The organism is Chryseobacterium sp. CP-77, from assembly GCF_036362765.1.
In the GTDB taxonomy this organism is placed as follows: Bacteria; Bacteroidota; Bacteroidia; order Flavobacteriales; family Weeksellaceae; genus Chryseobacterium; species Chryseobacterium cupriresistens.
The window spans coordinates 3,381,521-3,394,198 of record NZ_CP143637.1 but is presented as its reverse complement, the minus strand read 5'-3'; the positions used below and the strand labels follow the sequence as shown (position 1 = coordinate 3,394,198).

Genomic DNA, 12,678 nt, shown 5'->3' with positions numbered 1-12,678 from the left:
AATTGTCCTATATTTGCACTCACAAAAACGAAGCAAGCTCTTTAAAACTTACAATATAAAAAACCAGCGGATGTGGTGTAATTGGTAGCCACGCCAGACTTAGGATCTGGTGCCGTGAGGCGTGGGGGTTCGAGTCCCTTCATCCGCACTATGCGAAAATAGCTCAGCTGGTAGAGCACAACCTTGCCAAGGTTGGGGTCGCGGGTTCGAATCCCGTTTTTCGCTCCACACCATGCCCTGGTGGTGGAACTGGTAGACACGCAGGACTTAAAATCCTGTGTCCGCAAGGACGTACGGGTTCAAGTCCCGTCTGGGGTACAAGACCCTCTGTAATATCTTACGGAGGGTTTTTTGTTTTAATAGAGAGTGTTCTTTAAATAAAAGTCTTATATTTGTAAGAAATCAGGTTGAATCTGAGTATTCAGATCAGCGAATCAGCGGATGTGGTGTAATTGGTAGCCACGCCAGACTTAGGATCTGGTGCCGTGAGGCGTGGGGGTTCGAGTCCCTTCATCCGCACAATTCGAAAAGGCTCTTTTTAGAGTCGTTAAGAAGGTTGGAACCTCTGGTTCGAATCTTTTTTTTTGCCCACACCATGCCCTGGTGGTGGAACTGGTAGACACGCAGGACTTAAAATCCTGTGTCCGCAAGGACGTACGGGTTCAAGTCCCGTCTGGGGTACAAAGCCCTCTGTAATGTATTACGGAGGGCTTTTTTATTTTTGTAACCTTTAGAGTATCTGACTGTTTTCCGTTTTCTTTTCCAGTCTTTCCAGTCTTTCAAAAATACCAGTGAAGATATTCTTGTTTCCTGTCGAAATGTATCCTACAATCTTATAATATTCCTGATGATTTTTATTTGTACGTTGATTTTCAATTGCATATTGAAGATTTCCACTGATATGAACCAGTAGATTGCTAATGGGATCTGTTGCCAGATTTGTTTTATTCAGAAATAAAATATCACCGGATTGGTACTGGGGAAGCAGTGTTTTTTCAGGAGAAAATTCATAGACCAGATCAACTGATGCTAATATTTTTTGCAATATTGCTGAGTTGCCATTATTTACGGATTGTGTTTTCTGCATTTCCAAATTAATCTCCCCTGTTGATTCAGGGAAAAGTACGGGCTGACTGGCACCAGGAGTACTTGTCAGCTGGTTTGCCTGCACAGGCTCGGTCAGTAATTTGTCAAGACTAAGGTTAAAGTGATTTGCAACTTTCAGTATGGTTTCAATTTTTGGCTCAGCACGTCCTTCCTCATATGAGCTTATTACGCCTCTGTTGAGATCAAACAGATCTGCAAAAGCTTTTTGACTCAATCCTTTCACCTGTCTTATTTTTTTAATATTAGTTCCAAATAAGCTCATCCTGTCCAATATTTTTTGCAAATATAGAAAATGCAAGTAAGTTGTGCTAAATATATTTGCATGAATACTATTCCGGATAGCCCCAGTTTTTAACAAAAGTTGATAAAGCCCATTATATAAAAATCTGTACCCATAATATTCTATAGTTCTGTATCTGTATCCAAAATTAAATACTCCATAATTTTGTTTAGCTAAAGAAGAAAATATGGAAACAATCACTCAACAACAGAAACAGTTTCAATATGCTGAGGCTTATATATCAGATATGTGGATGCTGAAAAATATCTTTCTGGAAACACAGAATCTGAAAATAGCAGATCAGAGTTTCGGACTTCCTTTTCTTTTGGCTAAAAATGGGAAGCAGATTGTTGCTTTTGCCAGTCTTATTGTGAATGAAAAGGATGAAATATCTTTCAGGATCTATGATAAAAATAAGATGTCAGATACCGAAAAGAGAAATTTTTTTTCCCGTGCTGAAAGATATTTTAAAAATACTCACACCCCCAATTTTAAGGATCCGGAACAGTTAAAAAGCAGTATCAGCAGTATGATCAGCTGGCTGAATCCCGAATAAAGACAGGATAAAATTGTACATTTACTTAAAACCCCGGATTCTATGCATAAAGATGTTCTGTACCTTAAAATAGCCAATTCTGTCACAGAGCAGATTAAAAGTGAAACCCTGCAGTTTGGAGACAGGCTTCCTTCATTGCGAAGTGCCCAAAAACTCTATAATGTAAGCCTGAATACCGTAAAGCAGGCTTATATGGAATTGGAAAGCCGTTCTCTCGTAGAATCGCGTCCGAAATATGGCTACTATGTAAGCCAGACTTCCCAGCGAAAACTGGCACTGCCTTCCGTGGCACCAATGAAAGATTCAGAGAAAAAGAATACACCACAGGATCTTATTGATAAAGTATTTGGCGTCATCGGGGGAACAGATATCACCCAGTTTGGATTGGGCATTCCGGGGAAAAGCTTTCTTCCGGTGGCCAAGATGAAGAAATGTATGATTGATGTGATCAAAAGAAAGAGCGACAGCGGAACCAACTATGAACCTGTACAGGGAAGTGAGGTGCTTCGACGGGAAATTGCCAAATGGTCGATGGTAATGGAAGGGAAAATCACAGAAGATGATCTTGTGATTACTTCCGGAGCTATGAACGCCGTTTATAATTGCTTAATGGCTGTTACTCAGCCGGGAGATTCCGTGGCGGTGGAAAGTCCTGTATACTTCGGAATTCTCCAGGCTATCCAGTTATTAGGACTTAAGGCTGTGGAAATTCCTACACATCCCATTACAGGGGTAGATCTGGATGAGTTAAAAAAGGTGATGCCAAAGCTTTCTGCGTGCTGTTTTGTGGTGAATTATAATAATCCGTTGGGATTTCAGATGCCTGATGATAACAAGAAAGAACTGGTAAGGATGCTTACTGAATATAATGTTCCTTTGGTGGAGGATGATGTCTATGGTAACATTTATTTCGGGGCGGGAAGACCCAAGCCGTGTAAATTTTATGATGAAGCAGGAATTGTGATGTGGGTAGGCTCGGTTTCCAAAACATTGGCACCAGGTTTCAGGGTTGGATGGGTAGCTCCCGGAAAATTTAAAGAAAAAATTATCCGTCAGAAACTGGTTCAGACGGTGAGCGGACCTTCTTTGTTTTCAGATGTAATTACAGATTTTCTCGCACACGGGCGTTATGATCACCACCTCAGAATGTTCAGGAAAAAGCTGTATGCAAATTACCTTCAGATTCAAAAGGCGGTGACTGAATATTTTCCGGATAATACCAAAATTTCAGAACCCAAAGGAGGCTTTATGCTTTGGCTGGAGCTGGATAAAAGAATTTGTACGGAAGATCTCTACGATGCGGCTTTTGAGCAGAAAATCAATTTTGCTCCCGGAAGAATGTTTTCACAGCACAATCAGTATCAGAACTGCATGCGTTTGAACTATGCACTGGAATGGACAGACAGGGTGGAAAATGATCTGGAAAAGCTTGGAAAAATGATAAAAAACAGAATTAAATAAACCTTATAGCGATGAATGATAAAAGTAATGAAGTAAAAATCGTAGCCTACGAACCTCAGTATAAAGAAGCTTTCAAAGCTTTGAATGAAGAATGGATCAAAACATACTTTGTCATGGAAGCCGGCGATTATAAACTGCTGGATAATCCTGAAGAGCATATCTTACATAAAGGAGGGCACATTGTTTTTGCTTTGCTGGATGGAGAAGCAGTAGGAACCTGTGCATTAGTAAAAACAGAAGACAGTCCTCTCACTTTTGAATTGTCAAAAATGGCAGTAAGTCCCAAAGCGCAAGGGAAAAAACTAGGCTACCTTTTGGGAAAAACTTTAGTGGAAAAAGCAAAGGAATTAAAAGCTGAAAAAGTATTTTTGGTTACCAATTCTATACTGGTTCCGGCCATCACACTTTATGAAAAGCTGGGCTTTATCCATACTCCCATCAGCAATGCTGAGTATGACCGTGCCGATGTGCAGATGGAGCTGATTTTTAATAAGTAGGCAAAAAAAAATATTAGAACTCGGATAGGAATATCCTTGTTCTAATATCAAAATTTAAATCTAATTGCTTTACTCTTTTATTTCTTGATAAAAGTCCTGGTCAGTGACTTTCTGCTGCCATTGATTTTTATGAAATACACTCCTGAAGGAAGGTTTTCAATATTAATTTTTTCATCATAATATCCTCTTGATGACTGCAAATGCGAAGTTGAAACAACCGATCCTTTATTGTCAATGATTTCTGCTTTAATTTCCTTATCTTCAGATTGATACTGGATTCCAATGAAGGTAGAAACGGGATTCGGATATATTTTAAGATCATCAGCGGTTACCTTTGTCTCTTTTGCTGTCAATACTTCTTTGGAACATGCCGGAATTCTGTTTACTCCGTCAATTCCCCATGAAGACTGCACGGGAATACAAAGCCAGTTCAATACAGTTGGAAAATGATCTGTTTCTCTTGTTGTAGAGGTATAATCATACACTTTAAAATTATTAACAGTATTGGCATTATAGGTTGGAGAACCTGTAACAGTCATATGATTAGCGTTCGGACTTGAATCAGTCAATGTATTTCCTGAAGTCCCATTACACTTCCAGTTGGCCAGTAATTGAGAATAATAAGGGTGCGAAGAGGTAATATCCTGATTGGCCCAATTCACAATAACATCATTGGGAAGAGCAGATTTCCAGATTCTTATGTCTTTATAAGAAGCCGCCAGATTGATTCCATAAACATTGGTTCCATCCTGGTTTAATGTAAGAGGAAGCCCGGAATCAATATTTCCGATGGTATTCATTTTAGCAAAAGTTACCGGAACGCCATCTTCATACAACGTTACAAGACCATCTCTGTCAAAACTTGCAGCAATATGTTTCCATTTGTTGGTTTCCACTTTTCCGCCAACAAGGTCAATCCTGCTAGTGCCATCGCCAATATTCATTTTGAAAGTCTGCCCTGAATAGCCTGAAAAAACAAATCCTTTATTTTTCCCATTAGCCCAGTTTTTATTACTGATCATTACCGGATCACTTGAATAAGAAGCATTAGGTTTTACCCAAAATTCAATGGTAAAATCCTGATTAGCTCCAAAATTAAAAGGAGTCTGATTGGCTGGTTTTGCATAAGTTCCTGCCGGGAAATTCAACTGATTAAAGGTTTTATTGGATTCCAGAATGGTTTTGCTGATCTGTTGTGGAGTAAATCCCGGGTTGGAATATACTGTAAAAATGTTTCTTTCAGAAAGGTTTCCGCCTCCGTGTGAAGAGTCTACAGCTCCATGATCTGTTGTCAATACCACCAACCAATCTTCATTGTTGTATGATGGCCTGTTTTTCATCGCTGCAACAATTTCTCCGATATAAGAATCTGTTGTTTTAATGGAATTTACATACTGTGAAACTGTTGATGAGAATCCATAAGAATGGCCTGCATGGTCTACATCATCAAAATCTATAAAGAGAATATCAGGATTGTCATTCTGTGAAGCCGTAACAGCAGCATTTTTTACGGCAAGATCCGTTGCCAGATTGGTTTTTACATCTGCGGTTTGAATGATTTTGTCGTTGATGGGAGACCAATGAGCGAGAGAAATAGTTCTTAGAGCTGGATTATAAGTCTCTGCTCTTGTTAAAAAATCCGGGTAATTGACATAGTTCGGGCTTGTGAAATTATTGTCCTGAACATTATGTTTGGTGTGCCATACTCCGGTTAGCATGGTGCTCCATCCGTTTCCGCTCCAGGTTGTAGCAGCACAAAGCCCGTCGGTAGAATAAATCGATTGGCTGATAAGGTTTTGAATGTTGGGAGTAGGTGTAGACATCATGACATCCGCACGGCATCCGTCAATACCAATAAAAAGGACTTTTTTAGTCTGAGCTCCAAGGAAACAGCTCATTACAACAGCCATTGAGAATAGTTTTGTTTTCATGGGGAAAAAGGGTTTTTAGAATTGTGAAAGTTTACAAATAGTAATTTATTTTTTAACTATTGTAAAATTAGTTTACTATTTGTAAACATTCGTGAACTGAAAGTTAATTAATTGATAATTAAAAAGTTCACTCAAAAAGTTTAGATTTTAACCAAAAAAGTCACAAAAGAAAAATGACTCGGCTTATTTTAATTTACATGCTTTGCGAATAGAAGATCAAAAAAGATTGCCGGAAATGTAGGTTATAACAAATACCTAATGATCCGTACTACATTCCCCTCCTCCGGAGGGGTGGCGAAAATTCAAAGAATTTTTGACGGGGTGGTAAAAACACAAACATTTCCAATAGAAGAACCATGAAAACGTTTGTGTCAAGAAGTATTTAAAAATAATCTGAAAAGTGTTTAAAGAATACCTTCAGCCTCAGAAATGATATTCAGAATATAATCGGGAGCTGCCTTTTCAAGTTCTGATTTACTTTGAGCTCCGGAAAGTACAGCTACTGTTAATCCACAGCCTGCATTTTTACCCTCTTCAATATCAATAACAGAATCCCCTGCCTTTAAAACTTTATGAGCTTCAGTAATATTGAATTTCTTCATCGCAAGATGAATCATTTCAGGACTTGGACGGCTTTCTGAAACATCATCAGCGGTAATTAAAGCATCAAAATGAATGTTTTCTTTCCAGTTGAGTTTATCTAAAAGCTGATGAGCGATTTCTGAAGTATAGCCTGTATTTAAAACGATTTTCTTTTTTTGAGCTTTCATATTCAATAAAAAATCTTCCGTTCCGTTGATGGGTTTTACATCCAGATTTCGATAAGATTCTTTCAGTCGGTCAGAAAAATTCTCAAAAATAGCAGGAGCATCTTCTTCGTTCCCATTGATTTCTTTTAAAAGACTTGTGATGGCTTCCAGTTTTTCCATTCCGGCACAGCTGGATAATACTTTTTCCAGGCTTACTGCGTAGCCATAATCATTCACGGCACTGGTAAGTGTTTTGTAAACTACATTATCCTCATCAATTGTTGTTCCGGCCATATCCAGAACGAGTAATTCTATATTTTTCATTTGAATTTTATGCGTAAATTTTTTCAATATTAAATTTGGAAAAGCCACCGCTTCCCGTCATTCCCTTTCCTCCGATACCCGTTACAATATGAATGTTAGCGGATGGGCTGTGCTCAAAAATATCTTTTGTTTTGCACTGGGAATAGATTCCGAACCATCTCCTCTGAATTTCATACGTAGGAAGATCAATAATTTTCTTAGCCTCATGAATCATGAATTCATCAATCTCCATATTAAGATCGTATCCGAGATCATCGGCATTTTTAGCATCAGCATATTCGTGAGAGTCTCCTATGATGACAGAACCGTCAAGTGTCTGTTTGAATAAAATATGAATTCCATACTTCTTTTCAAACGAATTAGGATCTTCTAAAGCCTTGATTTTCTGAAAAGAAGGACATTCGCTGAAAGACTCATATCTTCTCACAGAAAGCCCTGTAAGGATATTTCCCTGAAGCGAATAAATTCCTTGGGGCTTTGTTTGAAGCATCTGCAGTTTACTCACTTCCAGATCGCTGTCATTGAATACTTTAGGATATAAAGTTTTGAACTCGTGTCCACCGCAGATGATGATTTTAGAAGCACTAAATTCTGTTCCTTCTGCAGTTACAGCTGTACATTTCTGATCATCTTCATGGGTTTCCACTACAGTTGTGTTGTAGAAAATCTGTAAGCCCATTTTTTCCTGAAGCAGCTTGTGAAGCTTTACAATCATATCTGCAGAATCTACAGAAAGTTCCTGCGGGAAAAATAAACCTCCTTTGCAGTAGTCTGAACGGAGACCGTCAAATTTCTTGATGCAGTCGTTTTTAGATAATAAAACAGATTTATAATCATTATTTCTGTTGATTTCATAAAGCTCTTCAATCAGCTGAAGTTCTTCGTCATTTGAAGCAATATAGATGGAACCGTTTTGCCTGATGGTAAGGTCTGCCTGATCATGAAGTTCATTGTAGATGGCCAGACTTTCCCTCCCGAAGTTCTGCCATTTAAGATCCATTCCGGAGGGTACTACCTGTCCGAAATTTCTTACCGTGGCACCCTGAGGAACAGAATTCCTTTCCAGTAAAGCTACCTTAAGATTTTTCTTCAGCGCATGATAAGCATGGAATGTTCCTAAAATTCCGCCTCCTACAACGAGTAAATCAAATTTTGTTGTCATTGTACTATAGTTTATAAAATTTTCGACGTATCGAAATTGATGAATTGATTAGATTTAGATTTGGGTTTTGACTTTTTTCTGAAAGCCAGAAAAGCAATCGCCGAAAGAACAAAAACCGTTATGGTGATGATGTAATTTAAGTTAATATAAAAATGTAACCACGAAGTCTGGGCAGAGCCAAAGTTTTTATACAAAAGAATCAGGACACTTCCCAGATAACCGAAAGAATCTACAATATAGATCAGAAAACCTACATTTCCTTTGATTTCAAAAGCGGCGATCATCCGGTCAAAATAAATTCCGTTAAAGGGAATATAGCAGATGTACATTCCGAAGCCGGAAATTGTCATCCATAAAAAAGGCGACAGAGAACCCTGCTGAAACAAATACGTAGAAAGTCCTACCGTAAGAATTCCCGCAAAAAGAATATAATGATAGTAGGCAAATGCTTTTTTATTGTTCTTTACTTTTACCATAAAGCTTAAAATCACCAGAACCATTACCGCAATAGGAATTTCCGTTAAAGTGAAAATAGAACTGTCGAAAGTAAAGTTCAGTCCGTCCCAGATTTCACGGTTGAAATTATCTCTGAAATCCCTTAAAACGGTTAAACTGATATATAAAAAGATGATACACACGATCGGAACAAAAAATTGTTGGATCAGGGCTCTTCTTTCTTTACCATTCAACGGCTGTCTCTTGTTTTTAAGCAAAATATCCTCTTCCGAAGGTTTGGGAATTCTTTCAAGAAGCAGCCCGAAAAGAACCAATGGAATGATAAAAACAAGGCCGGCTGAAAAAGGCATCCAGAATTCGGAAATGGAGAACGTATCCATTAAAAATTTTCCTACTGATTTTGTAAAACCAGAAGAAACTACAAAGCTTGAACATAAAAATAGTCCGATGATTTCTGTGGTTTTTCGTCCTTCAATATAAGAGAAAACAATTCCCCAGATCATTCCCAGCGGAATCCCGTTGACGAACATAAATAGGATATTATAAGGAGCAGGAACGGCTGCAAATCCTAACAATGCAAGCTCTGCAACAGTAATAAAAATTAAAAGATATGTAAGTCTTTTCTGGGGTTTCAGCTCGGAAATAAATTTGATCCCGATGAATTTGGAAACAAAGTAGCCTACGGCCTGTGCAATAATAATCAGAATCTTATAATCTACCCCAAAATAAGAAAGTCCTTCGAAGGAAGCTACGGTAAAAGGTTTCCTGAAACCGTACATGCAGAAGTAAACACCGAAAGCAGCAAAAGCAGCCTTCAGTGTTACCAGTGTTTTTTGATTGATGGTTCTGGCCATGGTTCTGGTTTAGAAATTCAGTTTTACTCCAAGATTGAATCGGACTCCATAATATTCCACCTGTTCCGGACGGTCTTCGCTTTTTCCGAAGTGATAGATCAGTGGTTTGTTCAGGATATTGTTCACATCCGCATATAAAGTCAGGTATTTGGTAAATTGATAAGAACCTCCGAAGTCCAGATTACTATACTTGCCATAGTAAGAATCGTTGATATCTTCCTCGGCATATTCTACAGCATATTTTCCTTTATAATTGTAAGCCAGCCTTGCATTGAATCCTTTTTTCTCAAAGAAAAGCTGCGCATTATACAACTCCTTTGCCTGATAGGGAAGGGCTACCGTTCTTCCGCTTGGCTTTTCCATTTCGGAAGTCATGAAGGTAGCATTTAATTGTACCCCGAAGTACTGTAACAATCCCGGTAGGAAATCAAATCTCTTATTAATTCCAAGCTCAATACCTCCCAGCCATGCCGCTTTTCCGTTATTGGGAGCGGTAAACTGTACTCCGTTGTTTCCGTTATAGTTTCCGATAAAAGAGTCCTGGAAAATAGGATCCGTAATGGATTTATAAAAAACGCCGCCGCTGAGAATCCCTACGTTGGAAAAATAATATTCACCCATCAGGTCAAAATTCAAAGAATAGGTAGGGTTAAGGTTGGGATTTCCGCCTTTGAACTCGTTATCTGCTTCAATATAAGTTCCTCCCGGAGTCAGATCGCCAAAATTTGGTCTTGAAAAAGTTCTTGTCGCTGCAAAACGAAGATTAGCTTTATCATTTAAAGTATATTTTAAATGAATCATCGGAAGAACAGCCAGATAGTTTTTAGTATTTTCTACCGGAGTCAGTACATCATCATTCACGCTGTATCCTTTTACTTTCGTACTGGTATTTGATAATCTTATTCCTCCTAAAATGACGATTTTATCATTCAGTTTGTACGTTGCCATTCCATAGGCGTCTGCATGTTTTTCAAACACATCAAAGTTTCTTCCTAGTGCCTTATTGTATTCCAGGGCTTCAGAATCTGCAGTATTGATCTTCAGATTACCCTGATGGTCATACCAGAACTGGTTCATTCCTGTGGTAGAAAGTACTGGCCCAAAAGTATTACCGATGTGTGCATTCATTTCACTTAAATATTTTGGTCCGTTGGGCTGTGTTGTGATGTATTGTGAGAAATCAGACAGAAGAGGCGCTGTTCCGCTGCTCCAGTTGTAGAAAATATCAGAGAATCTTGCATTACGTTCTTTATCTCTGTATTTAAAACCATATTTTAAAGTCAGTTTATCAGAAGCATTGATTTCATGGTTGAATGCTGCTACGATTTTATCCTTTTCCTCTACAAAAACCTTATAGAATTCGAGATCTGTAAATTTCATCTGTGAAGCGTCCATTTTAAAGTTCGGATCACTGTAGAAGCCAAACAATGCATCCGGATTTTTATAATCTAATTTTCCACCATCAGCTTTCCAATAAGCTCTGGGGCCATTTCCATGATTGGAAATATAATCAGGATTGATGCCTACACCAGATTGAGTGTACTTGATGACATAATATGAGTTGTTCTGTTTGTCAGGGATATTCCCATACTTGAATTGGTTGTTGTAGTAAGATAAATCCCAGTCGATTTTTCCTCTATTGAATTGATGAACCGCTCCCAAAGAAACAGAAGTAAGCTCCGTTATCAGTAAATTGTGGATATTCTGAAGCTCCACTCTTGCTGTATTATTAGCACTGCTGAACTTATCAAACCGGATCCTGTGTTTGTAATGGGTCTCGTCATCCGATAAGGTACCATACATTCCTTTTAAATAGAAAGTCGTTTTTGGAGATAATATATATTCAAAAGCGGTATTGATTCCGGTTGTCTTTCGAACTCCGTTATAATCGCGAAGTTCCAGCCTGAAAACCCCTTCGTCACCACTTCTTCGTGCTTCAAAATTATCGGTAGACCAGTTTCTTATGAAATGGGCAAAATTGATTAAATACCCAAATTTTTTATCCTTTGTTCTTCCTCCATATAAAAATCCAAGGTTGTAGACGCCTTTATCAGACTTTGCGTTATAACCGCTTCCCACAGTGGCTTTGAATTCTGTTTTCATCGGTGGGGTTTTGGTAATAAAATTAACACCGCCGCCAATTCCGTCAGCTTCCATATCTGGGGTAAAAGACTTGTTTACATGTACATAGGAGATCAGTTCTGTAGGAAAGAAATCAAATGCTGTTGCTCTGGAAGTCGTTTCTTCCTCTGCGGTGGGAAGCCGGTTTCCATTGATGGTTGTGGACGCCCAGAATGGCGGAAGTCCTCTCAGGGAAACAAATCTTCCTTCTCCCTGGTCTCTTTCAATAGATACTCCCTGCACACGCTGCACGGTTTCTGCTGCATTTCTGTCCGGTAGCTTTCCGATTCCGTCTGAGGCAATTACATTGGTAATGTTAATGGCATTTTTTTGAAGGTTTAAAGCTCTCGCTTCCGTATTTTTTAACGTTCCTGTAACGACAATTTCATCAATATTTTTTCCAGGTTGGGATAGTTTGATAATTCCTAAATCAACCGTTTGTTCCGGTTTCAGGTCTACATTGACATCTGTAGATTCATAACCGATGTAGCTGATTTGTAAGATGTATTGGCCTTCTTTAATATCGTTGATGGTAAATTTTCCTTCAATATCAGTGGTTATTTTTTTAGATAAGCCTTTTATTTTGACTGTGGCCCCGGGGAGAGGCTGGCTGTCGTCAAGCACAGTTCCTATAATTAACTGTTTTTGCGCTGAAACAAAGACTATGAGACAGACAAAAACAAGGGTAAGTAATTTCTCTAATTTTGTTTTCATTTTTACATATATTAAATTTTTCATGCAAATCAAGCTAATAATTTTAATATATATAAATATTTTGTATTAAGTATTGTTTAACAAATAATCCAGATTTGTTACGTGTTTTTTACTTTAAACCAATAGAAATTAGCCTTTGAAAATTCAAGAAAAACAAGCTTTAAAGTGACTGTTTCAACGTTTTTAGTAAATATTTCCTAACAATAAAAGGAACTGAAATCGGTTGAAAATTGATCTGTTTTAGTTCATATTTCGTTCATCTTGGAAGAAAATGAAAAAATAAAAGTTGCATATTTGTAAACTTTTATATGTTTTGGAAATTCAAAATTGAAGAAGGATATAAAAATTGGAATATGATGTAAACGCAAAGTTTAATAAATCAAAGGATATATTTTAAGGATGCAAAGATTTCGACGTTGTCGTTGATGAAGCGTCAGTATTATGCATACGCTTAGAAAGAATCAAT

At 38.0% G+C, this 12,678-nt stretch carries 9 protein-coding genes and 5 tRNA genes; 8 read left to right on the top strand and 6 right to left on the bottom strand.

What is annotated here, in order from left to right:
* The first annotated feature begins 66 nt into the window (after nucleotides 1-66).
* From V0410_RS15070 to V0410_RS15050, 5 genes are all read left to right on the top strand, one after another.
* Nucleotides 67-148, top strand: a tRNA-Leu gene (locus tag V0410_RS15070).
* Nucleotides 149-152: 4 nt separating this feature from the next.
* Nucleotides 153-228 (top strand) — tRNA-Gly (locus V0410_RS15065).
* Between the two features lie 6 nt (nucleotides 229-234).
* A tRNA-Leu gene (locus tag V0410_RS15060) sits at nucleotides 235-318 on the top strand.
* Between the two features lie 119 nt (nucleotides 319-437).
* Nucleotides 438-519: transfer RNA gene (locus V0410_RS15055), tRNA-Leu, on the top strand.
* Between the two features lie 78 nt (nucleotides 520-597).
* Nucleotides 598-681: transfer RNA gene (locus tag V0410_RS15050), tRNA-Leu, on the top strand.
* A 49-nt stretch (nucleotides 682-730) separates the two neighbouring features.
* Here the strand turns inward: V0410_RS15050 and V0410_RS15045 are convergent.
* Nucleotides 731-1,369, bottom strand: coding sequence for a helix-turn-helix domain-containing protein (locus tag V0410_RS15045; RefSeq protein WP_330744713.1), 639 nt, complete (start codon nucleotides 1,367-1,369; stop codon nucleotides 731-733).
* 205 nt (nucleotides 1,370-1,574) lie between these two features.
* Here V0410_RS15045 and V0410_RS15040 point away from each other — a divergent pair, with 205 nt between their 5' ends.
* The 3 genes from V0410_RS15040 to V0410_RS15030 are packed head-to-tail and all read left to right on the top strand — an operon-like array spanning nucleotide 1,575 to nucleotide 3,901.
* On the top strand, nucleotides 1,575-1,943 hold the full coding sequence (locus V0410_RS15040; protein WP_330744712.1) for a hypothetical protein: 369 nt from the start codon (nucleotides 1,575-1,577) through the stop codon (nucleotides 1,941-1,943).
* A 42-nt stretch (nucleotides 1,944-1,985) separates the two neighbouring features.
* Nucleotides 1,986-3,404 (top strand): aminotransferase-like domain-containing protein, encoded by a 1,419-nt coding sequence (locus V0410_RS15035; protein WP_330744711.1) that lies wholly within the window; start codon nucleotides 1,986-1,988, stop codon nucleotides 3,402-3,404.
* Between the two features lie 11 nt (nucleotides 3,405-3,415).
* Nucleotides 3,416-3,901, top strand: a complete 486-nt coding sequence (locus V0410_RS15030; RefSeq protein ID WP_330744710.1) for a GNAT family N-acetyltransferase — start codon at nucleotides 3,416-3,418, stop codon at nucleotides 3,899-3,901.
* A gap of 77 nt (nucleotides 3,902-3,978) precedes the next feature.
* Here V0410_RS15030 and V0410_RS15025 read toward each other — a convergent pair whose 3' ends face one another.
* The 5 genes from V0410_RS15025 to V0410_RS15005 all read right to left on the bottom strand — a co-directional run bounded on the left by V0410_RS15025 (nucleotide 3,979) and on the right by V0410_RS15005 (nucleotide 12,212).
* Nucleotides 3,979-5,832 carry an alkaline phosphatase family protein gene (locus V0410_RS15025; RefSeq protein ID WP_330744709.1) on the bottom strand — a complete coding sequence of 618 codons (1,854 nt, stop codon included), beginning with the start codon at nucleotides 5,830-5,832 and terminating at the stop codon, nucleotides 3,979-3,981.
* 404 nt (nucleotides 5,833-6,236) lie between these two features.
* Complete coding sequence (locus V0410_RS15020; protein WP_330744708.1) at nucleotides 6,237-6,905, bottom strand: HAD-IA family hydrolase; 669 nt, start codon at nucleotides 6,903-6,905, stop codon at nucleotides 6,237-6,239.
* Between the two features lie 7 nt (nucleotides 6,906-6,912).
* Nucleotides 6,913-8,067: a TIGR03364 family FAD-dependent oxidoreductase gene (locus V0410_RS15015; RefSeq protein ID WP_330744707.1), complete on the bottom strand. Its 1,155-nt coding sequence runs from the start codon at nucleotides 8,065-8,067 to the stop codon at nucleotides 6,913-6,915.
* Between the two features lie 11 nt (nucleotides 8,068-8,078).
* Nucleotides 8,079-9,377: a DUF5690 family protein gene (locus V0410_RS15010; protein ID WP_330744706.1), complete on the bottom strand. Its 1,299-nt coding sequence runs from the start codon at nucleotides 9,375-9,377 to the stop codon at nucleotides 8,079-8,081.
* A gap of 9 nt (nucleotides 9,378-9,386) precedes the next feature.
* Entirely contained in the window at nucleotides 9,387-12,212 is a 2,826-nt protein-coding gene (locus V0410_RS15005) for a TonB-dependent receptor (protein ID WP_330744705.1), read from the bottom strand.
* Nucleotides 12,213-12,678: the final 466 nt, after the last annotated feature.

What these genes read in the sequence shown, in the direction of transcription:
- V0410_RS15035 (WP_330744711.1), top strand. Translation starts at nt 1,986, where the DNA reads ATGCATAAAGATGTTCTGTACCTTAAAATAGCCAATTCTGTCACAGAG.
- V0410_RS15040 (WP_330744712.1), top strand. Translation starts at nt 1,575, where the DNA reads ATGGAAACAATCACTCAACAACAGAAACAGTTTCAATATGCTGAGGCT.
- V0410_RS15015 (WP_330744707.1), bottom strand. Translation starts at nt 8,067, where the DNA reads ATGACAACAAAATTTGATTTACTCGTTGTAGGAGGCGGAATTTTAGGA.
- V0410_RS15025 (WP_330744709.1), bottom strand. Translation starts at nt 5,832, where the DNA reads ATGAAAACAAAACTATTCTCAATGGCTGTTGTAATGAGCTGTTTCCTT.
- V0410_RS15030 (WP_330744710.1), top strand. Translation starts at nt 3,416, where the DNA reads ATGAATGATAAAAGTAATGAAGTAAAAATCGTAGCCTACGAACCTCAG.
- V0410_RS15045 (WP_330744713.1), bottom strand. Translation starts at nt 1,369, where the DNA reads ATGAGCTTATTTGGAACTAATATTAAAAAAATAAGACAGGTGAAAGGA.
- V0410_RS15020 (WP_330744708.1), bottom strand. Translation starts at nt 6,905, where the DNA reads ATGAAAAATATAGAATTACTCGTTCTGGATATGGCCGGAACAACAATT.
- V0410_RS15005 (WP_330744705.1), bottom strand. Translation starts at nt 12,212, where the DNA reads ATGAAAACAAAATTAGAGAAATTACTTACCCTTGTTTTTGTCTGTCTC.
- V0410_RS15010 (WP_330744706.1), bottom strand. Translation starts at nt 9,377, where the DNA reads ATGGCCAGAACCATCAATCAAAAAACACTGGTAACACTGAAGGCTGCT.